General features: G+C 69.1%; 22 protein-coding genes. 13 read left to right on the top strand and 9 right to left on the bottom strand.

Annotated features, from left to right (window positions below; genetic code table 11):
• The first annotated feature begins 98 nt into the window (after window positions 1-98).
• Together EV647_RS26190 and EV647_RS26185 are read left to right on the top strand one after the other, a co-directional pair.
• Window positions 99-827, top strand: coding sequence for an alpha/beta fold hydrolase (locus EV647_RS26190; protein WP_134007245.1), 729 nt, complete (start codon window positions 99-101; stop codon window positions 825-827).
• The gene (locus EV647_RS26185; protein WP_166680435.1) at window positions 824-1,612 is read left to right on the top strand and encodes an alpha/beta fold hydrolase; all 789 of its coding nucleotides are present in this window, start codon (window positions 824-826) and stop codon (window positions 1,610-1,612) included. The genes EV647_RS26190 and EV647_RS26185 overlap by 4 nt, the downstream gene beginning before the upstream one ends.
• A 51-nt stretch (window positions 1,613-1,663) precedes the next feature.
• On the opposite strand, the gene EV647_RS26180 is transcribed toward EV647_RS26185, so the two are convergent.
• The 3 genes from EV647_RS26180 to EV647_RS26170 form a co-directional block, all read right to left on the bottom strand.
• A complete protein-coding gene (locus EV647_RS26180) occupies window positions 1,664-2,896 on the bottom strand; it encodes a serine hydrolase (RefSeq protein WP_134007243.1) in 1,233 nt (410 codons plus the stop codon).
• Window positions 2,897-2,928: 32 nt separating this feature from the next.
• On the bottom strand, window positions 2,929-3,597 hold the full coding sequence (locus EV647_RS26175; RefSeq protein WP_134007241.1) for a DUF4097 family beta strand repeat-containing protein: 669 nt from the start codon (window positions 3,595-3,597) through the stop codon (window positions 2,929-2,931).
• 108 nt (window positions 3,598-3,705) lie between these two features.
• Window positions 3,706-4,542 carry an aminoglycoside phosphotransferase family protein gene (locus EV647_RS26170; RefSeq protein WP_134007239.1) on the bottom strand — a complete coding sequence of 279 codons (837 nt, stop codon included), beginning with the start codon at window positions 4,540-4,542 and terminating at the stop codon, window positions 3,706-3,708.
• 82 nt (window positions 4,543-4,624) lie between these two features.
• Between EV647_RS26170 and EV647_RS26165 the strand changes: the two genes are divergently transcribed.
• From EV647_RS26165 to rsgA, 4 genes are read left to right on the top strand one after another with little or no spacing between them, the layout of a single operon-like run.
• The gene (locus EV647_RS26165; RefSeq protein WP_134007237.1) at window positions 4,625-5,356 is read left to right on the top strand and encodes a DsbA family protein; all 732 of its coding nucleotides are present in this window, start codon (window positions 4,625-4,627) and stop codon (window positions 5,354-5,356) included.
• 58 nt (window positions 5,357-5,414) lie between these two features.
• Window positions 5,415-5,987 (top strand): DoxX family protein, encoded by a 573-nt coding sequence (locus tag EV647_RS26160; protein ID WP_134007235.1) that lies wholly within the window; start codon window positions 5,415-5,417, stop codon window positions 5,985-5,987.
• A 51-nt stretch (window positions 5,988-6,038) separates the two neighbouring features.
• Window positions 6,039-7,307, top strand: a complete 1,269-nt coding sequence (gene aroA / locus EV647_RS26155; RefSeq protein ID WP_134007233.1) for a 3-phosphoshikimate 1-carboxyvinyltransferase — start codon at window positions 6,039-6,041, stop codon at window positions 7,305-7,307.
• Window positions 7,307-8,293 (top strand): ribosome small subunit-dependent GTPase A, encoded by a 987-nt coding sequence (gene rsgA / locus EV647_RS26150; protein ID WP_134007230.1) that lies wholly within the window; start codon window positions 7,307-7,309, stop codon window positions 8,291-8,293. The genes aroA and rsgA overlap by 1 nt, the downstream gene beginning before the upstream one ends.
• Here the strand turns inward: rsgA and EV647_RS26145 are convergent, their stop codons facing one another.
• Complete coding sequence (locus tag EV647_RS26145) at window positions 8,294-8,767, bottom strand: DUF2231 domain-containing protein (protein ID WP_134007228.1); 474 nt, start codon at window positions 8,765-8,767, stop codon at window positions 8,294-8,296.
• Window positions 8,768-8,912: 145 nt separating this feature from the next.
• Here EV647_RS26145 and hisN point away from each other — a divergent pair, with 145 nt between their 5' ends.
• Window positions 8,913-9,692 carry a histidinol-phosphatase gene (gene hisN, locus EV647_RS26140; RefSeq protein ID WP_133785480.1) on the top strand — a complete coding sequence of 260 codons (780 nt, stop codon included), beginning with the start codon at window positions 8,913-8,915 and terminating at the stop codon, window positions 9,690-9,692.
• A 378-nt stretch (window positions 9,693-10,070) separates the two neighbouring features.
• Here hisN and EV647_RS26135 read toward each other — a convergent pair whose 3' ends face one another.
• Together EV647_RS26135 and EV647_RS26130 are read right to left on the bottom strand one after the other, a co-directional pair.
• Complete coding sequence (locus tag EV647_RS26135) at window positions 10,071-11,216, bottom strand: RNA polymerase sigma factor (RefSeq protein ID WP_238177392.1); 1,146 nt, start codon at window positions 11,214-11,216, stop codon at window positions 10,071-10,073.
• 16 nt (window positions 11,217-11,232) lie between these two features.
• Window positions 11,233-11,580 (bottom strand): YciI family protein, encoded by a 348-nt coding sequence (locus tag EV647_RS26130; RefSeq protein WP_134007226.1) that lies wholly within the window; start codon window positions 11,578-11,580, stop codon window positions 11,233-11,235.
• A 116-nt stretch (window positions 11,581-11,696) separates the two neighbouring features.
• Between EV647_RS26130 and EV647_RS26125 the strand changes: the two genes are divergently transcribed.
• Together EV647_RS26125 and EV647_RS26120 are read left to right on the top strand one after the other, a co-directional pair.
• On the top strand, window positions 11,697-12,980 hold the full coding sequence (locus tag EV647_RS26125) for a pitrilysin family protein (protein WP_134007225.1): 1,284 nt from the start codon (window positions 11,697-11,699) through the stop codon (window positions 12,978-12,980).
• Window positions 12,977-14,326 carry a pitrilysin family protein gene (locus EV647_RS26120; RefSeq protein WP_134007223.1) on the top strand — a complete coding sequence of 450 codons (1,350 nt, stop codon included), beginning with the start codon at window positions 12,977-12,979 and terminating at the stop codon, window positions 14,324-14,326. The genes EV647_RS26125 and EV647_RS26120 overlap by 4 nt, the downstream gene beginning before the upstream one ends.
• A gap of 38 nt (window positions 14,327-14,364) precedes the next feature.
• On the opposite strand, the gene EV647_RS26115 is transcribed toward EV647_RS26120, so the two are convergent.
• A complete protein-coding gene (locus tag EV647_RS26115; RefSeq protein WP_134007221.1) occupies window positions 14,365-14,790 on the bottom strand; it encodes a CBS domain-containing protein in 426 nt (141 codons plus the stop codon).
• Window positions 14,791-15,103: 313 nt separating this feature from the next.
• On the opposite strand from EV647_RS26115, the gene EV647_RS26110 reads away from it, so the two are divergent.
• Window positions 15,104-16,585 (top strand): PxKF domain-containing protein, encoded by a 1,482-nt coding sequence (locus tag EV647_RS26110; protein WP_134007219.1) that lies wholly within the window; start codon window positions 15,104-15,106, stop codon window positions 16,583-16,585.
• A gap of 63 nt (window positions 16,586-16,648) precedes the next feature.
• Here the strand turns inward: EV647_RS26110 and EV647_RS26105 are convergent, their stop codons facing one another.
• Together EV647_RS26105 and EV647_RS26100 are read right to left on the bottom strand one after the other, a co-directional pair.
• Complete coding sequence (locus EV647_RS26105; protein ID WP_202876316.1) at window positions 16,649-17,296, bottom strand: response regulator transcription factor; 648 nt, start codon at window positions 17,294-17,296, stop codon at window positions 16,649-16,651.
• A complete protein-coding gene (locus tag EV647_RS26100; RefSeq protein ID WP_134007217.1) occupies window positions 17,293-18,639 on the bottom strand; it encodes a sensor histidine kinase in 1,347 nt (448 codons plus the stop codon). Before EV647_RS26100 ends, EV647_RS26105 begins: the two co-directional genes overlap by 4 nt.
• A 155-nt stretch (window positions 18,640-18,794) precedes the next feature.
• On the opposite strand from EV647_RS26100, the gene EV647_RS26095 reads away from it, so the two are divergent.
• From EV647_RS26095 to EV647_RS26085, 3 genes are all read left to right on the top strand, one after another.
• Window positions 18,795-19,289, top strand: coding sequence for a GyrI-like domain-containing protein (locus EV647_RS26095; protein WP_134007215.1), 495 nt, complete (start codon window positions 18,795-18,797; stop codon window positions 19,287-19,289).
• A 65-nt stretch (window positions 19,290-19,354) separates the two neighbouring features.
• Window positions 19,355-20,566 (top strand): MFS transporter, encoded by a 1,212-nt coding sequence (locus EV647_RS26090; protein ID WP_134007213.1) that lies wholly within the window; start codon window positions 19,355-19,357, stop codon window positions 20,564-20,566.
• Window positions 20,563-21,234, top strand: a complete 672-nt coding sequence (locus EV647_RS26085) for a hypothetical protein (protein ID WP_134007212.1) — start codon at window positions 20,563-20,565, stop codon at window positions 21,232-21,234. The genes EV647_RS26090 and EV647_RS26085 overlap by 4 nt, the downstream gene beginning before the upstream one ends.
• Window positions 21,235-21,333 lie beyond the last annotated feature (99 nt).

Here is a 21,333-nt window from a genome sequence, read left to right as displayed (position 1 = left end):
CCGGAGCGGCCCCTGACAGGTTCACGTGTTCGCTCGATCCGCCGGAGCGGCCTTCAGCGGTTTCCTTCTACCAAGCAACCACGAAGGGAACAGCGAAAATGACTGAGCAGTCAGACAAGACCCCCACCGTCGTCCTGGTCCACGGCGCGTTCGCCGAGAACGCCAGCTGGTCCGGTGTGATCGCCGAGCTCACCAGCCGCGGCATCCCGGCGATCGCGGTCGCCAACGAGCTGCGCGGCCCCGCCCTCGACGGCAGCCGGGTCGCCGCCCAGGTGCGCGAGATCGACGGCCCGGTCGTCCTGGTCGGGCACTCGTACGGCGGTGCGGTCATTACCGCGGCCGCCAACGAGGCCGACAACGTCTCCGCACTGGTCTACGTAGCCGCGTTCGTACCGGAGGAGGGCGAGAGCCTGCAGGACCTGCTCGGCAGCTTCCCGGCCAACGACTTCGCGTCCGGCCTGGTCCCGCACCAGCTGCCCACCGGTGACGGCGGCGAGGAGACCTGGCTGAGCATCGACCGGTCCAAGTTCCGGGCGCTGTTCGCGGCCGACGTCGAGAACGCCGAGCAGCTCGGCCGGACGCAGCGGCCGATCGCCGCGGTCGCGTTCGAGGAGAAGTCCGGTGCGGCGAGCTGGAAGCGCGTCCCGGTCTACGACCTGGTCGCCAGCGGCGACGAGGCGATCCACCCGGACGGCCAGCGCACGATGGCCGCCCGCGCGAACGCCACCACGATCGAGGTCGACGGCTCGCACGCGGTCGCCGTCTCACAGCCGAAGGCCGTCGCCGACTTCATCGCGAGCGCCGTCGAGGCAGGTGCGAACCGATGAAGCCGATCAAGCTCAGGCACCTGGTCACGGTCGCCGCGGCGGCGGTCCTCACCCTCACCGGTATCACCACGGCGAGTGCCCAGACCGAGCACAAGCCGAAGCCCACCATCGTCCTGCTGCACGGCGCCTTCGCCGACGGAGCCAGCTGGTCCGAGGTGACCAGCCGGCTCCAGCGGGACGGGTACACCGTGGTCGCCCCCGCTGTCCCGCTGCGCGGCATCGCGTCGGACACGTCATACCTGAAGGGCGTGCTCGACAACATCTCCGGCCCGAAGGTGCTCGTCGGCCACTCGTACGGCGGTGCGCTGGTGAGCCAGCTGGCCGGGACCGCCGGGGTGAAATCGCTGGTGTACGTCGCCGCGTTCGTCCCGCAGGCCGGTGAGACGCTCGGGGCGCTGAACTCGAAGTACCCGGGCAGCGAGATCGGCCCGGACACGACGAACACGATCAGCTACCCCGGTGGGGTGGATCTGGTGATGAAGCCGGAGTCGTTCCGCCGAGTGTTCGCGGCCGACCTCCCGGCGCGGCAAGCCGCCGTACTCGGGGCCTCGCAGCGCCCGGTCAACGCCGCAGTCTTCGACGAGAAGATCCCGACGGGCGCTCCGGCTGCACTCCCGAAGTACGCCGTGATCCCGACCGAGGACCACGCGATCGCACCGGCCGCGGAGCGCTTCATGGCCGACCGCGCCCACGCCACCACGGTGGAGGTCCAAGGAGCATCCCACCTGGTCGCCCTCTCCCACCCGGGCACGGTGACCCGAGTGATCGAGCAAGCCGCCCGCTGAAACAGCAACGTCGGCCGGACCGCAGCCAGCGGTCCGGCCGACGTGTTGCCGTCAGTCCTCGAGAGCCTGGTAGAGCGTGGTCCAGAAGTCGTTCATGAGCTGGACCGAGGACGGCACGGTCGTGCCGACCTGGGTGAGCAGGATGCCGACGACCTGGTTGACCGGGTCCGCGTACGTCGACGTACCGGCGCCGCCGTCCCAGCCGAACTGACCGATCGGCGCGTAATCGCCCCGGTAGGTTCGAACCGCCATCCCGAAGCCCCAGCCACCCTGCTGACCCTGGCCGAACGAGATGTGCACATTGTCCCGCGCCAGCGTCTCCCGCGCCGCCAACTGCTCGGCCGTGAGGCTGTTGCTGGTCATCAGCTGCACGGCCGGCTTGGAGAGAATCCGCTGGTCCTGATGTACGCCGTGGTTCAGCAGCATCCGGAAGTAGGCGTGATAGTCGTCGGCAGTGGAGTTCAGCCCGCCGCCACCGCCCTGGAACGCCGGCGGAGCGCTGTGCCGGCCCCCCTCCGCCTCGTCCCACACCTGGAACTCGCCGGTCGCGGGGTCGGGGGCGTACAGCGGAGGGAGCCGGTGCAGCTGGTCGGCGGGAACGGAGAACCCGGTGTCCTTCATGCCCAGCGGCCCGAAGATCCGCTCCTGCAGGAACTCGTCGTACGACTGACCGGTGACCCGGGAGACGAGGACGCCGATCAGGTCGCTGCTGATCTGGTACTGCCAGCGCTCACCGGGCTGGTACATCAGCGGAAGCGTGCCGAGGCGCCGCATCCACTCGTCCGGCTCCGGCATCGGCACCGGCCCGTTGGGCGTGATGCCCTGCTCGAACAGGGCGGCCATGATCGGCGTACCGATCATCGTCATGTCCATGCCGAGCCCGAACGTGGACGTCAGCACGTCCCGGACGGTGATGGGCCGCTTGGCCGGCACGGTGTCGTCGACCTGGCTGTCGATCCGCTTCAGGACCTGACGGCCGGCCAGCTCGGGCAGCCACGGCTCGACCGTGTCGTCGAGTCGCAGCCGGCACTCGTCGAGCAACACCATGGCCGCCGACACCGAGACCGGCTTCGACGTCGAGGCCATCCGGAAGATCGTGTCGCGTCGCATCGGCGCACCGCCCTCGTGACGCATCGTCCCGAGGGTCTCGACGTACGGCTCACCGTCGCCGCGGCTGACCAGGGCGACGACGCCGGGGATCTTCCCGGTGTCGACGTGCCGGGCCAGTACGTCGTGCAGTCGGCGCAACCCGGCCTCGGTGAAGCCGGAGGAAGTCGTTGACATGGTGGTGCTCCTTGGAGTGGTCCGGATTGCGGTCAGAGGCTGCGGGCGACGATGTCGCCGACCGAGGTGGTCGCGCGGATCGTGAGTTCGGCGCCCGCGCCCTCGCTGTTCTTGAGCGCGTTGCTGATGCGGCCGGTGGAGGTGCCGGCGTCGAGCGTGGCCGAGACTCCGGCGGCGGCGACGATCTCCACCTCGCCGACATCGGTGCGCAGTACGACGGTGCCGCGCACCGCCTCGGCGATCCGGATGTCGCCCTTGCTGGTGCGAATCTCCGCGGGACCGTTGAGGCGGCCGACGGACACGTCACTGGCGGAGGTCGTGATGCGAGCGCTCGCGACGTCCTCGAGGTCGATGGGACCCTGGGCGCTCTCGATGACGACATCGCCGAAGCGTCCGGTCGCCCGGAGATCGGCGCTGGCCGCCTTCACCTCGGCCTGGGAACCGGCCGGCAGTTGCACCGTCACCGCGACGGCTCCGGAGGGCCCGAAGTACTGGTTCTTCGCGACGACCGCGATCCGCAGCACGCCGTCGGCGTACTCGACCGTGGTCTGCTCGGCGGCCTTCACGTCGCGGCTCTTCGAGGCGTCCGCGGGGAGCACCTCGACGGCGGTGTCGGCCCGGTCGGTGGCGACGAGCTGAATGCGTCCGGCGGGGATGTCGAGGACTGCGGAGATCGGCTCGGGGGTGTTGTACGTCGGCATTGTGGTGCCTTCCTGGAGTGCTTGGTGTGTTGCTGACAAACACCAAGATCCAGGGCCGTCCTGACACCGAACCGCCGCGGCCCTGACACGGCTCCTGACACCGGTCGATCAGAGAATTCGATCCAGGGCCTCGTGCCCGATCGGGCCCCAGTGGGTCTTGCCGCCCGGGATGCCCTTCTCTCCGTTGATGCCCATGGCGATCAGGAACAGTGCGCGCGTCAGGGCCCAGCCGCGGGCTCGTCGTACCGTCGCCTCGTCCACCCCGTAGGCGTCGAGGAAGCGCTCCGCCTCCGGGAGCAGGATCCAGGCGGCCGCGAGGTCGTTGGCCGGGTCGCCGGCGCCGATCTCCTCGAAGTCCACGACGCCGGCGAGCGTACCGTCGGCAACGACTACGTTCGCCGGGTGCAGGTCGCCGTGCAGCCACACCGGCGCCCCGTCCCACTTGGGCGCCGCGATCGCGTCCTCCCACACCGCACGGATCTCGCCGGCGCGGCCGACGTACGCCTGCACCTCGTCGAAGCCGGGGGTCGGCGCGAGACTGCTCCGTTCGCTCACCGGCGCGTCGGCCGGTGGCTCGGTGTGCAGCGCCTTGAGGAAGTCCGCGAGGACGTCGGCGGCGGCCGGATCCGTGATCGGTGCGTGGTCCGCGGGTTCTCCGTGCACCCAGGTGGTGATCATCCACGTCCGCGGGAAGGCGTCGGACGGGTCACAGAGGTGGAGTGGGGCCGGGACGGGCAGCGGGAGCTGGGCAGCGAGGCTGGGCAGCCACCGGTGTTCTCGGCGGAGTGGTTCGGGACCCTGGTTCCCACGGGGCAGTCTGACGGCCAGGTCGTCGCCCAGGCGCCACATCTGGTTGCCCCAGCCGCCGATGATCTCCTTCAGTTCGAGATCGGCCAGGTCAGGATGCTGGGCTTTCAGCAGGGTCCGCACGAGGTCGTCGTCCATTTTCAGATCCACGGCCCGTCAGACGCGTCACACCGGTGGCTGGTTGGGAATAGGTTCACAGAACGGACAGTTGCCGACAGTTATGCGCATTGATGTGTGGTCCGACGTCGTCTGCCCGTGGTGCTACATCGGGAAGCGGCGGCTCGAAGAGGCCCTCGCGGACAGCGGTGAGAGCGCCGAGATCGTCTGGCACAGCTTCCAGCTCGACCCGTCGTCGACGAACGACGACCCGCGGGACCTGGCAACGCGGCTGGGCGAGAAGTACGGTCGCGGCCGTGAGTGGGGCCTGCAGGCCAACGCCCACGTCACCGAGGTGGCGGCCGAGGTCGGGCTCGAGTACCACCTGGACCAGGCGAAGCCGGTCAACACCGTCGACGCGCACCGCATCCTGCATCTGGCCCGTGACCTCGCTGAGGCCGGAGAGGTGCCCGCTGACACGCAGGGCCGCCTCAAGGAGCGTCTGCTCAAGGCCTACTTCACCGACGGCCTCCCGGTCGGTGACCACGCCACACTGACCGAGCTGGCCACCGAGGTCGGCCTTCCCGCCGAGCGAGTGCGTGAGGTTCTCGCGAGTACGACGTACACCGACGACGTGGCCGCGGATCAGGCACAGGCCCTGGCATACGGCGCCAACGGCGTACCGTTCTTCGTCATCGACGAGAAGTACGGCGTGAGCGGCGCCCAGCCCGTCGACGTCTTCAAGGAAGCACTGCGCCGGGCGAACGCGGACCGCAAGCCGGTGACGCTCATCACCGCACCGGGCGCGACGACTGACGATGACGCGGAGTGCGGGCCGGACGGCTGCCCTATCTGAGTCCAACGTTCAGCGGTGGGTACCGGGACTCATACGAAACGTGGTGTATGAAGGAGGCATGACTGTCGTGCGCGCACTGGCCAGGCCGTTGCTGTCCGTCATTTTCGTCGTGCAAGGCGCCAACGCCGTCCGGAACCCCGAGCCGCTGGTACCCAAGGCACAACCCGTCACCGACCGGCTCGTACCGATGGTGAAGAAGGTCGCGCCGCCGCAGGTCAGCGACCGCATCCCCGAAACCACCGCCAACCTGATCCGGCTGAACGGCGCGGTCCAGGTCCTCGGTGGTCTCGCCCTGGCGACGGGTAAGGGCCGTCGCCTCGGCGCCGCCGTGCTGGCGGCTTCGCTGGTGCCGACGACGCTCGCCGGGCACGCGTTCTGGCAGGAGAAGGACAAGGACGCCCGCAACCAGCAGCGCATCGCTTTCATGAAGAACCTGGGCGTGCTCGGCGGTCTGCTGCTCGCGGCGGTCGACACCGAAGGCAAGCCGGGTGTCACCTGGCGCGCCACGCACGGTGCACGGGCGGCGAAGCGCGAGACCAAGCGCGGCGCGAAGGCCGCCAAGCGCGAGGCGAAGCAGTTCGCCCGCGAGGCGAAGCACGCCGCCCGTCTCGCGAAGGCGGAGCTCAGCTGATCGCGATGCCCTAGGCTCAGGGCAGTAGACAGCTGAGCTTGAGGGAGTGGGATGAGCGAGCAGGGTTGGCCGGCGCCGCGGGTCGATGGAGCAGTGACCGGTACCGTCACGGTGCCCGGATCGAAGTCGATCAGCAACCGCGCCCTCATCCTCGCCGCGATCGCGGACGGCCCGTCGCACCTGACCGGCCTGCTCGCGGCTCGCGACACGTCCCTGATGCGGTCGGCGCTGGTCTCCCTCGGCGTGGGCATCTCCGAGAGCGGTACGACGGTGACCGTCACCCCGGGCTCGCTCAAGGGCCCGGCGAATGTCGACTGCGGCCTGGCCGGCACCGTGATGCGGTTCGTCCCGCCGGTCGCCGCGCTGGCCGACGGCCTGGTCGCCTTCGACGGTGACCCGTACGCGCGGGAGCGGCCGATGGGCGTCATCCTCGACGCGCTGCGCACCCTCGGCGTACAGATCGACGACGGCGGCACCGGCCGGATGCCGTACACCGTGTCCGGCACGGGTTCGGTGCGCGGCGGGAAGGTGACCCTGGACGCGTCCGGGTCGAGCCAGTTCGTGTCCGCGCTGCTGCTGGCCGGCGCGCGGTACGACGAGGGCGTCGACATCCGGCACGACGGCAAGCCGGTCCCGTCGCAGCCGCACCTGGACATGTCGGTCGCGATGCTGCGCGAACGCGGTGTCACGGTCGACGACACGGAGCCGAACCGGTGGGTGGTTGCTCCCGGCCCCATTCGAGCGCTGGACACCGCGATCGAGCCCGACCTGTCGAACGCGGCGCCGTTCCTGGCCGCGGCCGTCATCACCGGCGGCGAGGTCACCGTGACCGGCTGGCCGGCGGAGACCACGCAGCCGGGCGGCCAACTGCCCGAGCTCTTCACGCGGTTCGGCGCCGAGGTGACGCGCACCGAGGACGGCCTGACCGTGCGCGGGACCGGACGGGTGCAGGGCTGCGACCTCGACCTGAGCGAGGTCGGCGAGCTGTCCCCCGTGATCGCCGCGGTGGCCGCGTTCGCCGACGGGCCGTCGTACCTGCGGGGAATCGCGCACCTGCGCAACCATGAGACCGACCGGCTGGCGGCGCTCGAGACCGAGTTCAACGCGCTCGGCGGGGACGTCACGCAACTCGAGGACGGGCTGGCGATCCGGCCGAAGCCGTTGCGCGGAGGGCTTTTCCACACGTACGACGACCACCGGATGGCGCACGCCGCCGCTGTCGTCGGCCTGCTCGTCGACGACCTGCAGATCGAGAACATCGGCACCACAGCGAAAACCCTGCCCGAATTCCCCCAGCTGTGGTCGGGGCTCGCCGACTGATGTCGCGGTACGACGAGGAGGCCAAGTACGACCGTCCGAAGCGCCGGACCCGGCCACGGACCAAGGACCGTCCCTCGTACGACGACGCCGCGATCGGGTTCGTCTTCACCCGCGACCGCGGGCGCTACGCCTGCTGGGTCGAGGATCCGGACGGCGGGCGCGAGGTGACCGCGATGAAGGCCCGTCAGCTCGGCCGCACCGGCGTGATCGTCGGAGACCGGGTCAAACTCGACGGCAACGCCAGCGGCGACGAGGGCTCGCTGGCCCGGATCGTCGAGGTTCTCCCCCGTACGACGCTGCTGCGCCGCTCCGCCGATGACGACGACCCCGTCGAGCGCCCGCTGGTCGCGAACGCAGACCAGCTCGTCATCGTCGTCGCAGTCGCGAACCCGGAGCCCCGGACCGGGTTGATCGACCGCTTCCTGGTCGCGGCGTACGACGCCGGCATGCGGCCGCTGCTCTGCCTCACGAAGACCGACCTGGCCGATCCGGACCCACTGCTCTCGATCTACCGCCCGCTCGGCGTCGAATCGGTCGCCACGCACCAAGGCGGCGACCTGACCGAACTCCAGGAGCAGCTCGACGACCGGACAAGCGTGCTGGTCGGTCACTCGGGCGTCGGCAAGTCCACGCTGGTCAACGGCATCATCCCCGGCGCCGCCCGGGCGGTCGGCATCGTCAACGAGGTCACCGGCCGCGGGCGCCATACGTCGACGAACACCGTCGTACTGCGCCTGCCGGACGGCGGCTGGCTGATCGACACCCCGGGCATCCGCTCGTTCGGCCTCGCGCACGTGGACCCCGACAAGTTGATCGGCGCGTTCCCGGACCTCGCGGAGATCGCGGCGGACTGCCCGCGTGGCTGCACGCACGCCGCGGACGCGCCCGACTGCGCGCTGGACGAGGCCGTCGCCGAGGGGCGCGCCGACGCCGAGCGAGTCGCGTCCTTCCGCCGGCTGGTCGCCAGCCGCGGATCAGCCAACTGACTACTTGGGAAGCTGTCCTTGCCATACCGCCTTCGCGCCGGCGTCGCCGGTGCGGATGGTCTGCCAGATGACCAGTACGCCGATCACAACGACCGCGGCCTGGGTGAGCAGCTCGAGCGGCCGGCTCGTCGTTGCCTTGTCACCCTTGATGCCGGCCAGCAGCAAGAAGGCGGCGACGGCAACGACCGCGAAGATCAGGCAGTACCAGAACAGCAGGTCGCCGCGTTTCGCGTGCAGTTCGACGGCCTTCTCCAGCGTCGGCACCGCGTTGACGAACGCCTCACCGCTCTCCTTGGCCACGAACGCGCACACCACCGTCCCGACGCCGAGAATCAACGCCGGCCAGCGCAGCACCCCGCGCCACCGCGGCACCAGCGCGAACACGATGCCGGTGAGCGCGGCCACCGGGAGCAGCACCACGGTCAGATGAATCACCAGCACGTGCAGCGGCAGATCCCCGAAGCGCTCGAACATTGACGCCTCCCGGCGGTCGTAGGACGTGATCAGACACTAGTGGCACGTTCAACGACTGCCTTTGGTTCAATCCACACCGCAATCGATCCGCAACTGATCCCGGACACCCGGTCCGCTCCGCAGCGGTTCAGGCTAGCCTTCCGGCATGCCTTCGCACACGGATGACCTGCGGCTCGCCCACATCCTGGCCGACGACGCGGACTCGACCACGATGGACCGCTACAAGGCGCTCGACCTGCACGTGGCCACCAAGCCCGACCTCACCCCGGTGAGCGAGTCGGACAAGAAGGTCGAGGACGTGATGCGCAAGACGCTCGCCCGGGCCCGTCCGCGGGACGCGTTCGTGGGCGAGGAGGACGGCACCAGCGGCTGGGGCGTACGGCGCTGGGTGGTCGACCCGATCGACGGCACCAAGAACTACATCCGCGGCGTCCCGGTCTGGGCCACGCTGATCAGCCTGATGATCGAGGACCAGGTCGTCGTCGGCGTGGTCTCCGCCCCCGCACTCGGGAAGCGCTGGTGGGCGTCGTACGGCGACGGCGCCTGGACCGGCCGCGCACTGCACTCCTCGCAGCCGTGCCGGGTCAGCGACGTGAGCAAGATCGAGGACGCGTCGCTGTCGTACGCCTCGCTCAAGGGCTGGGAGAAGATCGGCAAGAAGAACCAGTGGGCGGACCTGATGGACTCGGTCTGGCGGACCCGCGCGTACGGCGACTTCTGGTCGTACATGCTGGTCGCGGAAGGCGCGGTCGACATCGCCGCCGAGCCCGAGCTCAATCTCTACGACATGGCCGCGCTGGCGATCATCGTCGACGAGGCCGGCGGCAGGTTCACCTCCGTCGACGGCGCCCCCGGCCCCAACGGCCCGAACGCCGTCGCCACCAACGGCCGCCTGCACGACGAAGTCCTCAAACGCCTCGAGTAACGTCCCCCGCCCGCTGCACACCACCACCTTGTCCGTATCCCCACCACTCCACCGCGTGGAACCGGCGCTTGTAACTGATGTGTGGGTGGTCGACGGGTTCGAGGGCGGCTCCGGGCTTGGTGTGATCGGCAGCTCGACAGGATGTCTCAGGTGGCCGGGTAGTGCACCTGAGCGTGAACCCGTCCGCGCGTACACCGTCCCATCGGTGCACTACCTGTCGAGCTTGCACATCACACCGCCGCGAGCAGCCGAGCCGCCACCAACCCCCACACCTCGGACCGGAGAGCCGGAAACCTCTTTGGGCGCGGGTCAACCAGATCTCGTGGCGGATTTTGGTTGGTGGGGGCTCAAGGTGGGCGCGGGGTGGTTGGTGGGGGCTCAAAGTTGTGCTCGCTTTTGCAGGAAATCTGCTTCGGTGGGGTTGGTGGTGAAGGCGAGTGCTTCTTCGTAGGCTGCTCGCGCTTCTTGGGTGCGGCCTAGGCGGCGGAGGAGTTCGGCGCGGGTGGAGGCGAGATACGGGTACGTCGCCAACGCCGGGTCGTCCGGTAGTTGTTCAAGTGCAGCCGCGGGGCCGGCGACGTAGCTGAGCGCCACAACCCGATTCAGTGCTACTACCGGCGACGGCCATTTTGCGAGCAGTACGTCGTACAGCCCGAGGATCTCGGGCCAGTCGGTGTCTTCCCACCGTGCCGCCTCCGCATGCACCGCGGCAATCGCGGCCATCAGCCCGAACCGTCCAGCCGGCCCCACCGCTCCCGGCACCAACTCCAGCGCCTCGGCGATCAAGGCGTGGTCCCAGAGCGAGCGGTCCTGGTCCTCCATCAGCACCAACTGCCCGTCGACCTGTGCAGGCCGCCGCGCTTCGGTCAGCAACAGCAACGCCAGTAGCCCGGCTGCCTCGGCACTCTCCGGCAACAGCAGGCGAATCATCCGCGCAAGATCAAGCCCCCGCCGGCTTGCGGTGTCGTTCGCGGTGTAGCCCGCTGTGTAGACCAGGTGGATGACGTCCAGGACTGCGTCGATGCGCTCAGGGAGATCTGCCAGGCGTGGGATGCGGTAGGGGATGCCGGTTCGGGAGATCTTCTGTTTGGCGCGGGTGATGCGGGCCTGCATCGTGGCTTCCTTGACCAGGAACACCCTGGCGATCTCCGCCGACGAGAGGCCGCACACCAGGCGCAATGTCAGCGCGATCCGGGCCTCCTGTGACAGCGCCGGATGGCAGCAGGTGAAGACCAGCCGCAAACGATCGTCCGGGAACGTCTCGTCGACGGCATCCTCAACCGGAATCAGCAACGGGAGCTTCCGCCGTACGACGTCCGCACGCCGCCGGTGCTCCAGCGCGCGCCTCGTCGCGACAGTCGTCAGCCACGCACCCGGGCGCCCAGGCACCCCCTGTTCCCGCCAGTGCACCAGCGCCTTCGCGTACGCGTCCTGAACGCAGTCCTCTGCCAGGTCGAGGTCCGCCGCCACGCGGGCAGTCGCGGCGAGGACGGCGGCCCACTCGGTCGCATGGGCCGCCGCCACCGCTTCACCTATCGGATCAGCCACCGTTGACCAGCGGACGGACCTCGACACCGCCCATCGGCGACGGGACCTGCTTGGCGATCGCGAGCGCCTCGTCCAGGTCGGCGGCCTCGATGACGTAGTACCCGCCCATCACTTCCTTGGTCTCGGCGAAGACGCCGTCCGTGACGACGTACCCGCCGTTGCCGTCGGAACGGATCGAGGTCGCGGTCTCGCTCCCGTCGAGCTGCCCGCCGCCGCGCACGGCGGACCCGTTGGCCTCGACGAAGGCCTGATGGTTCTTGTGATTCTGCTCCGCCACCGACCCGTCGTCCGCGGCCCACTTCGCCTCGTCGTCGTAGATCATCACCAGGTACTTGCCCACTTGTGGTCACCTCTCTCGTCCACACTCGGTTACAGCATCCACCTCTCCGATGCGCGACCCTGGCCGGAATCGACAACCCCCGCGAGGAAGTTTCCCGACCACGTATGGTGGCCGGTATGCCCTTGACGTACCCCATCGCGGAGCAGACGCTCGACAACGGCCTCCGGGTCGTCGTGAGCTCGGACCGCGCCGTCCCGATCGTCGCCGTCAACCTCTGGTACGACGTCGGGTCGCGCCACGAACCACCGGGGCTGACCGGGTTCGCGCACCTCTTCGAGCACCTGATGTTCCAGGGGTCGCGCAACGTCGCCTCCGGTCAGCACTTCAGCCTGCTGGAGACCGCCGGCGCCAGCCTGAACGCGAGCACCTTTTTCGACCGGACGAACTACTTCGAGTCGCTGCCCAGCGGCGGTCTCGACCTCGCGCTCTGGCTCGAGGCGGACCGGATGGGCTACCTGCTCGACGCGGTCAACCAGGAGAACCTGGACAACCAGCGTGACGTGGTCAAGGAAGAGAAGCGGCAGAGCTACGACAACCGCCCGTACGGCGACTCGTACGAGCGGCTCGTCCGGCTCGCGTTCCCCGAAGGCCACCCGTACGCACACATGACCATCGGGTCGATGGAGGACCTGGACGCCGCCTCGCTGGAGGACGTGCACGCGTTCTTCCGCAAGTACTACGGGCCGAACAACGCGGTCCTGACGATCGTCGGCGACGTGTCCGAGGAGGACGCGTTCGACGCCGCGAAGCGGTACTTCGGCCACCTGCCCGCGATCCCCACGCCGCCGCCGGCACCGGACGGGACGATCGGCCCGATGACCGGCGTACAGCGTGACGACGTGGTCTCCGACGTACCGTCCGACCTGATCACGATGATGTTCCGGCTGCCGGTCGACGGCACGCCCGAGCTGGACGCGGCCGGGCTCGCGCTCGACATCCTCGCCGCGGGGCAGAGCGGCCGCCTGAACCGGCGGCTGGTCCGCGACGAGCAGATCGCCCAGTCGGTGTCCGGTGGCGCGCTGCCGCTGATCGGCGGGGTGTCGTTCGGGACGCTGACCGGGATCGCGTCCGACGGTATCGACCTGCAGAAGGTCGAGGACGCGCTGCTCGAGGAGATCGAGAAGCTGGCCGCGGACGGAGTCACCGCAGAAGAGCTGGCCACGGTGCAGGCACAGGCTGAGCGGGACTGGCTCGAGCAGCTGGCGACGTGCGCGGGCCGTGCCGACGAGATCTCGCACCATGCGTTGCTGTTCGGCGATCCGAACCGGATCAACACGCGCATCGACCAGATCCAGGCCGTGACCGTTGAGCAGGTGCAGGCGGCCGCGCAGAAATGGATCCGCGCGGAAGGCCGTGTGCAGGTCACCTACCGCCGCAGCGAGTCGGGAGAAGAAGAATGAGCCAGGTTCTGACCACCCCGCCGCCTGTCGGCGCGCCGCGTCCGTGGAAGTTCCCGGAGGCGGTCACCACGCGGACCAGCGTCGGCGCACCGGTGCACGTCTTCGACCGTCCGGGGCAGTACGTCGCCACCGTCCGGGTCACGATCGCGATGCCGCTGATCGCCGAACCGCGCGAGCTGGAAGGCGTCGCGACGATCATGTCGCGGACGCTCGACGAGGGCACCGAGCTGCACTCGGCCAACGAGTTCGCTGCCGCGCTCGAACGGCACGGAGCGGCGTACGGCGTCGATGTCAGCTCGGACGCCCTGCACGTGGAGATCTCGGTGCCGGTGTCGCATCTCGCGCCGGCGGTCGAGCTGCTGGCCGAGGCGATCACGCGGCCCGCGTTCAACCAGGCCGATGTCGGACGGCACGTGACGATCCGGCTCGGCGAGATCAACCAGGAGCGGGCCAACGCCGGGTACCGGGCGCGGGAGGCGTTCGCCGCGCACCTGTTCGACCCGTCGACGCGGCGATCCCGGCCGACCGCGGGCCGGCCGGACACGATCCGTCCGCTGACGAACGTCGAGGTGGCCGACTTCTACCGGAACAACATCGGCCCGGAGCGGGCAGAGATCCTGTTCGCCGGCGACGCGACCGGTGTGGATGTCGCCGGCATCATCGACGCGGCCTTCAGCAACTGGACGTCGTCCGCCGGTACGGCGCTGGAGACGCCGGAGCCGATCTACCTTCCGGGCAACCGGGTCGTGCTCGTCGACCGGCCGGGCTCGGTGCAGAGCCAACTGCTGATCGGGTGCGCCGGACCGGACCGGCGGGACCCGGGGTGGGGTGCTGCCGCGGTCGCGAATCACGTTGTCGGCGGGACGATCACCTCCCGGGTCGACACCGTGCTGCGCGAGGAGAAGGGGTACACGTACGGGACGCGGACCAGCTTCGCGGCTCCCCGCAAGGGCGGGACCTTCAGCCTCGGCGGCGCCGTACGGACCGAGGTGACCGGCGCCGCGATCAGTGACGCGCTACGGATCCTGCTGGAGGCCCGCGACGGCCTCACCGAGCAGGAGGTGCAGGAGGCGAAGGACAGCCTGATCCGCACCGCGCCGCTGCGCTACGAGCAGGCCGACTCCGTGGCCCAGCAGGTCGGCAGCAACATCGCGAACGGCGTACCGATCGACTTCGCCGACACGTACCTGACGAACATCGCCGCCACCACGGCCGCCGAGGCGACCGACGCCTACCGCCGGTACGTCGGCACCGACGGCCTGCTCGTGGTCGTGGTCGGGGAAGCCAAGGACGTCCGCCCCCAACTCGAGACCCTCGACCTCGGCGAACTGATCGAGGTGAACTGACCGACGCTACCCCCGGCCCCGGCCGGGGGTAGCGCGCATCAGCTGCTGATGTAGTTGGAGAGCTGTTCCCTCTCGAACTCGAGCTCACCGATCCGGGACTTGACCACGTCACCGATGCTGACCAGCCCGGCAAGGTTGCCGTCGACAACGACCGGCACGTGCCGGATGCGGCGATCGGTCATCAGCCGCATCAGGTCGTCGATGTGCTCGTCCGGCCCGCAGGTGGCGACCTCCGACGTCATGATCGCGCTGACCCTGACCTCGCCCGCGTCCGGCGTACCGTTCCAGAGCCGGACGATGTCGCGCTCGGAGACGATGCCGTCCACGGACGCTCCGTCCGCGCTGACCACCACGGCGCCGATGTTGTGGTCGGCCAGCAGGGCCAGCAGCTCGGTGACAGTGGCGTCTGGCGAGATGGTGACGACCTGGTTGCCCTTACCGCGCAGTACGTCGTTGATCTTCACGGAGCCTCCTGCAGATCGAGGGACCAATACCCAAAGGTAGCGAAATCCCACGCCCAGCGGCAGTCCCCGCATGTCACACCGTGTGACAACGAAAGACAACCTCCGGCCCTCGCGTCTGGTGCCGATGAACCGCCCCGACACCCAGGACGAAGGTTCCTTTCCACGCGTCACCAGGTTCTCCGGAGCGGCCGGCGGCGTTTAGGTGTTTGAACGCTCAAAAGGACTTCAGTCCCTGGTCCTCCTGCGGCTTGTTACATAGCGTTACCGCAATTGGTGCGCGCGGAGGGGTGCGCACCACAACGGGAGGCTGTTCATGAGCAAGCACGGCAGGATTGTGCGACGGGCGGCGCTGGGGACGGCGCTCGCCGCTGCCGCAGCACTGACCATCGGCGGTATCGCATACGCCGACAACATCAACGACACGATTGAGGGCCTCGGCGCCGTGACGTTGGTCGCGGGCGACTCCACGTCGACCGGATCGGCCCAGGTCAAGGTGGTCCCGAACAACGGGGACAGCGACAGCGGCTGCAACATCGACACGAACGAGCATTTCGTCATCACCTTCGTCACGCCGGCCGGCGTGACCGCCTCACCGGCCTCTATGTCCTTCAGCGACTGCAACGTCTTCCAGACCGTCAGCTTCAGTGCTGCGGCCGGGGCGGTCGACGGCACCGTGACCGCCACCATCACCACGAACACCACTGGCGCCGGCAGCTACAACAACAACGTCCAGATCCCCATCGACGTGACTGCCCCGGTGGTCGTCGTCGTTGACGCCGACGGGGACGGCGTACCGGATGCATCCGACAACTGCCCGGCCACAGCCAACGCCGACCAGGCGAACGCGGACGGCGACGCCCTCGGGAACGCCTGCGACACGAACTCCTACGCACCGAAGGCCGGCCCTTCCCCTGCTGACGGGAACGGCGACGAAGGATCGACGCTGAGCACCTCCGGTGCGTTCACCGATGCCGATGGCAACGACAGCCTGACGATCATCAAGGTGAGCGGCGCGGGAACAGTCACCGACAACGGCAACGGCACTTGGTCGTGGTCTCACAGCACAGCCGACGACGCCACCGGCACTGTGGTCGTGCAGGCTGCGGACGGCGAGCACCTGGCCGCCAGCGAGACGTTCAACTGGACCGCCTCGAACGTGGCACCTACCGTCGGCCCGGTCACCGCGACACACACCAGCGCCTGCGCGGTCTCGCTGAACGCACCGTTCACCGACCCCGGCACAGCCGACACCCACACCGCCACGATCTCGTGGGGTGACTCCGGTACGACGAACGTCGCCCCGGCCACCTCCGCGATCACCGGATCGCACGCGTACACCGCCAACGGGACCTACACGATCGGCGTCTCGGTCACCGACGACGACGGCGGGAACGGCACGGGCGACGCCTCGTTCGCCACCCAGAACACGCCGAGCGCGCTCCAGCAGCCCATCAACGCCACCGGCACCCGGAGCTCGTTCAAGATCGGCAGCACGATTCCGGTCAAGATCACGGTCACCGGCTGCGACGGCGGCGCCGTCTCCACTCTGACCCCGACGGTCACTCTGACCAAGCTCGACCCCACGCCCGACAACCCGCTGAACGAGGCCTCGCTCGACACGGTCGCGACCAACGGGCTGCAGATGCGCTGGTCGGACACGCAGTACATCTACAACCTCTCGACCAAGCTCAGCCAGCAGACCGGCGCCGCGCTGACCGGCGGCACCTACAAGGTCACTGTCTCGGACAGCAGCTTCTTCGCTCCTGTCTCGGCCCAGTTGGACCTGCGGAAGTAGCCAGGACGGAACCGATCGTGCGGGCGGTGAGGAGGGGGATCTCCCGCACGATCGGTTCAGCTGTCAGAAAGGTCGGTCACGGAGCAGGTCGATGGCGGACTGGCGGTCCTTGACCCGGAGTTTTCGCAGTACTGACGAGATGTGCACACGGATCGTGGTCGGCGACAGGTACAGCCGCTTGGCGACCTCCTCGGTCGTGAGGCCGTCTCCGAGCAGGCCCATCACCTCCCACTCGCGGGAGGTGAGCACGGCCGCCTTCGACCGTCGCTCGCTCCGCCGGCGCCCCGGTTCCCGGAACTCGTCCAGGATGCGGGCGACCAGCGACCGCGGGATCGCCGCCTCGCCGGACAGCACGCCCCGCAGCGCCTCCGGCAGCCGGCCGGGATCGGTGTCCTTCAGCAAATAGCCGGAGGCCCCCGCGCGCAGCGAGTCGAACAGGTCGTTGTCGTCGCGGGACACGGTGAGCATCACGATCGCGAGCTCCGGCAGCAACCGGGAGAGCTCCGCGGCCGCTCGGATCCCGCCGCCGGGCATGTGGATGTCGAGCAGTACGACGTCCGGCTGGTGCTCCTGCGCGAACCGGACAGCCTGCGGCCCGCTGGCCGCCTCTGCGCAGACCTCGAATCCACCCGTCTCCAGGGCCTGCCGGATGTGTGCCCTGAGCATCGGATGATCGTCCGCGATGACCACCCGGCGCGGTTCCGTGTTCACCACCTGACCATCACCGTTGTCCCCTCGTCCGGCCGCGACGTCAGTTCGAAGGTACCGGGCAACGCCTCCGCGCGCTCGCGCATGCTGACCAGCCCGAACCCGTTCTTCGGTCCCGCCGCGTCGAATCCCGGCCCCTCGTCCGAGATCCGCAGCCGGCGCCCGTCGCCGGCCCGGCCCAGCTCGACCTTCACCCGATCCACCTTGCCGTGCCGGACGGCGTTCAGGACTGCCTCCCGGGCGATGCGGACCAACGCGTGCCGTTGCGGGCGGTCGACCACGATCGACTCGTCCAGTTCGAGATCGAGCGTCACGCCGTACCGCTGGGCCAGCTGCTCGACCGCCCGGTGCAGCATCAGACCGAGCGGCTCGTCGTCCGATCGCCCGAGTGCCTCCAGCATCTGCCGCGCCTCGTCCAGCGCGCGGTCGCTGGCGCCGAGGATCCGTTCGACCCGTTGGCGATCCGCGACGCTGAAGGCCGAGATCTCGGAGCGGATGTAGCCCAGCTCCTGCAGTACGCCGTCGTGCATCTCGCGAGCGACCCGTCGCCGGTCCTCGACCACCGCGGCCTCCGCCTGCAGCGCCCAGTGCCGGCTGATCTCGCGGCCCGCGGCGACGAGCAGCAGCAGGTACGACGCGGTGCGCAACACGCTGCCGGAGTACAGCCAGTCGGCACGTTCCGGAGGAAAGAACAGGTAGTTCAGCCGCGCGAGCGCCCCCAACGCGCAGGCAGGACCGAGCCAGCGCAGCAGTACGTCGTCCCGGCTGCGCGCCTGCACTGTGAACGCCACCGCTGCCACCGCGAAGCAGATGAGCGTCAGGAGCTGCGGGACGAGGAGCGCCTTGGAACTGGGATCCTGCGGCAACGAGTCCTTCCGCCAATACAGGACGGCGCCGACCACGAACATCGCCGCGACCGCGGGCGCCAACGCCCAGTGCCGCCAGCCACGCCGACGCGTCCGGCGGTACGGCACGAGGGCCGATGCGGCGATCAGCAGCGTTCCGACGATCCGCAGGGCCGGCGGCAGCCAGTTGCCGAACGCACCGGCCGGCTGGTTCTTGATGAGCGTGACGCTGAGCAACGCGTTCGCCGTACCGAGAACAACCAGCCCTTGCAGCAGCAGAAGATCCTGGCGAGTCTTCGTACGCCGGAATCGCCCGTAGACCAGGAACGCGAGCAGCAGCGCGACACACGCGTTGACCGTCTCGAGCACGAGATGCGCGGCCGGACTCTGAGCCCCGAACTCCTGCTCCCACCGCCCCACCACGACAGCCGCGCCCGCCAACCCGAGCACCAGCAACCCAAGCGCGACGCTCCCCCGCATCCGCCAAACCCGGTCTCTCACAATCACTGACCGTACGCCGAACCCATACCCTCCGGAAACACCCACCCAATCGTGGACTTCGGCCGGCCCCGCCAGCCATGTCTCACGACTCGAAAGACGCATCGCGAGCCGAACGCCACGACTCGGTGGGAAGGTGTCCTGAGGGAGGTGCGTTGATGGACGTTCTGGAGCCGGCCCGGGTCAGGGAGTGGGCGACGCGCGACTGCCTGGGGATCCGGGTGGTGACGCCCTTCCGGGGCATGTTGGGGAAGCGGAACGAACTGCTCGACGAGCTGATCGCCTGGCTGGCCGACCAGGGGATCGACGACGTCGGCCCGTTCTTCCTCCGGCTGCACGTGATCGACATGAGCGGGCCGATGGACCTGGAGGTCGGAGTGCTGACCCCGACCGCCCTCGCCGGCGACGCCCGCGTGAAACCCAGCACGCTGCCCGCCGGGCGGTACGCGACGTTGACGTACCGCAACCACTCGCTCCGGGCCAACCGCGCCCTGCTCGAGTGGGCAGCTGCCGAGGAACTCGCCCTCGATCGCCACGAGACCGCGGCCGGCGACGTCTTCGGCTGCCGGTACGAGGCGTACCGCACCGATCCGCGCACCGAACCGCGCAAGACCAAGTGGGAGGTCGAGCTGGGAATCCGTCTCGCCGACTGACGCGCGCGCTGATCCTGGGCGACCCGTAGGATCTGCAGGTTCGCGAATCGGCCGGGGGGATTGCGGTGGGGTTTCGGCAGGATCTGGCCGTACTGCGGCACCGGGACGTGCGGGTCTTCGTGTCGGCGCGTTTCATCTCGATCCTCGGATCGGCGATCGCGCCGGTGGCGTTGGTGTTCGCCGTACTGGACGTATCGCACTCGGCCGGTGCCGTCGGGACGGTGCTCGCGGCGCGGAGCATCCCGAACATCGTGTTCCTGCTGATCGGCGGCGTGATCGCCGACCGGCTGCCCCGGCACCTGGTGCTGGTCGCGGCCAACACGATCAGCGGACTCACCCAGGGGCTGGCCGCGACGCTCGTGCTCACCGGGCACGCGACGATCTGGCAGCTCGCGGCGATCGAGGCGGTGAACGGGATCGCCGCCGCGTTCGTGATGCCCGCGATGACCGGGATCCTGCCGTCGATCGTGGACCGCGCCGAACTCCCCCAGGCCAACGCGATCTCCGGGTTCGCGCGCTCGGCGGCGATGATCGGCGGCGGCGCGGTCGCCGGTGTGATCGTCGGGCTGATCGGTCCGGGGGTCGGGCTCGCGGTGGACGGCGTGACGTTCCTGATCGCTGCGCTGTTGCTGTTCCGCCTGAGGATCCCGCGGATCGAGCGGGCGGCCAGCTCGGTCCTGACCGACTTGCGGGAGGGGTGGAAGGAGTTCGCGTCGCGGCAGTGGGTCTGGGTGATCGTGCTCGCGTTCGCGCTGCTCAACCTGATCTACACGGCCTGCTACCAGGTCCTCGGCCCGGTGATCGCGGACCGCACCTTCGGCCGGACCGGCTGGGGTCTGGTGAGTGCCTGCTTCGGCGCCGGACTCATCGCGAGCGGCCTTATCATGCTCCGCCTCAAACCGCGCCGCCCGCTCCGCACCGGGATGCTCGGCATGCTCCTCACGGTCCCGGTGATGCTCTGCCTGGCGCTGCTCCCCCAGCTCTGGGCGATGGCGATCGCGGCGTTCGTCCTCGGGGTCGGCTTCGACATCTTCGGGATCAGCTGGGAGACCGCACTCGGCCAGCACGTCCCTATCGACAAGCTGTCGCGGGTGTCGTCGTACGACATGCTCGGCTCGTTCATCGCCGGCCCCGTCGGCCAACTCACCGTCGGGTACGTCGCCGTCGCCGTCAGCGCGAAAGCCGTCGAACTGTACGGCGCTGCACTCTTCGTCCTGATCACCCTCATCACGCTCGTCGTCCCATCTGTTTGGAACCTGCGTAGGGTGGACGTGTGAGCTCAATCGTGCCTGGACCGCAGAAGAAGATCGGCGAGGAGATCGACGCGGCTCGCTCCGGCGCCAAACCCCTCGACCCGAGCGCCCTCAACGCACCCGCGCCTCGTCAGCAGCAGCTGACCGGTCTCGACGACTGGCCGGAGTCGTTGCGCGCGGCGATCGAGGCGGAGCACGCACGCGTCTCCGCCCTCGACTCGAACCGCCGCAGGACGGCTGACAAGGCCGTACCCGAGCTCGTCAACCGCCTCGACACGCTCCTGGACGAGATCGCCGACCGCCTCCAGGCCGACAAGCCCCGCCTGTTCGGCAAGTCAACTGCCGCGGAGCCGTCAGCCGAAGTCGCAGAACTCCTGGGCATCCCGTCCGACGAACTCGACCAGCCGTCAGGCCGAGCCGAACACCGTACGGCGCTCCGCACGATCAAACAGCTCCGCGGTCAATTGAAGGACCTCGAGACAACCCCCGACCACTCCCGCCTGACCCGCCTGGCAACCTTCACCATCCGCCTGGCCCTAGTCGTCGAGGCCGCCCCAGAAACCGCCACCACGCTGGCCCCCATCGCCCTCTCCCGCTTCACCCAGGGCGTCTCCGACTCCCAATGGAACGCAACATTCGCTGAAAAGCTGACCTCCTGGCAAGAAACGCGGCGCACCCTCACCAATTCCTGAAACGACACCGCTGCGCGGCGGCGTCTTGTCGGCCGGCTCCGCCACCGTGCACGGCATGTGCTTTGTGTCGGAGCTCTTCGGCGTCGGCGGCTCTGGTGT

Origin of the sequence: Kribbella sp. VKM Ac-2566 (assembly GCF_004366005.1) — a bacterium.
Lineage (GTDB): Bacteria > Actinomycetota > Actinomycetes > Propionibacteriales > Kribbellaceae > Kribbella > Kribbella pratensis.
Note: the sequence above shows the minus strand (reverse complement) of the source record. Positions and strands in the feature narration are given on the sequence as shown.

What these genes read in the sequence shown, in the direction of transcription:
- EV647_RS26190 (WP_134007245.1), top strand. Translation starts at nt 99, where the DNA reads ATGACTGAGCAGTCAGACAAGACCCCCACCGTCGTCCTGGTCCACGGC.
- EV647_RS26185 (WP_166680435.1), top strand. Translation starts at nt 824, where the DNA reads ATGAAGCCGATCAAGCTCAGGCACCTGGTCACGGTCGCCGCGGCGGCG.
- EV647_RS26180 (WP_134007243.1), bottom strand. Translation starts at nt 2,896, where the DNA reads ATGTCAACGACTTCCTCCGGCTTCACCGAGGCCGGGTTGCGCCGACTG.
- EV647_RS26175 (WP_134007241.1), bottom strand. Translation starts at nt 3,597, where the DNA reads ATGCCGACGTACAACACCCCCGAGCCGATCTCCGCAGTCCTCGACATC.
- EV647_RS26170 (WP_134007239.1), bottom strand. Translation starts at nt 4,542, where the DNA reads ATGGACGACGACCTCGTGCGGACCCTGCTGAAAGCCCAGCATCCTGAC.
- EV647_RS26165 (WP_134007237.1), top strand. Translation starts at nt 4,625, where the DNA reads ATGCGCATTGATGTGTGGTCCGACGTCGTCTGCCCGTGGTGCTACATC.
- EV647_RS26160 (WP_134007235.1), top strand. Translation starts at nt 5,415, where the DNA reads ATGACTGTCGTGCGCGCACTGGCCAGGCCGTTGCTGTCCGTCATTTTC.
- aroA (WP_134007233.1), top strand. Translation starts at nt 6,039, where the DNA reads ATGAGCGAGCAGGGTTGGCCGGCGCCGCGGGTCGATGGAGCAGTGACC.
- rsgA (WP_134007230.1), top strand. Translation starts at nt 7,307, where the DNA reads ATGTCGCGGTACGACGAGGAGGCCAAGTACGACCGTCCGAAGCGCCGG.
- EV647_RS26145 (WP_134007228.1), bottom strand. Translation starts at nt 8,767, where the DNA reads ATGTTCGAGCGCTTCGGGGATCTGCCGCTGCACGTGCTGGTGATTCAT.
- hisN (WP_133785480.1), top strand. Translation starts at nt 8,913, where the DNA reads ATGCCTTCGCACACGGATGACCTGCGGCTCGCCCACATCCTGGCCGAC.
- EV647_RS26125 (WP_134007225.1), top strand. Translation starts at nt 11,697, where the DNA reads ATGCCCTTGACGTACCCCATCGCGGAGCAGACGCTCGACAACGGCCTC.
- EV647_RS26120 (WP_134007223.1), top strand. Translation starts at nt 12,977, where the DNA reads ATGAGCCAGGTTCTGACCACCCCGCCGCCTGTCGGCGCGCCGCGTCCG.
- EV647_RS26110 (WP_134007219.1), top strand. Translation starts at nt 15,104, where the DNA reads ATGAGCAAGCACGGCAGGATTGTGCGACGGGCGGCGCTGGGGACGGCG.
- EV647_RS26095 (WP_134007215.1), top strand. Translation starts at nt 18,795, where the DNA reads ATGGACGTTCTGGAGCCGGCCCGGGTCAGGGAGTGGGCGACGCGCGAC.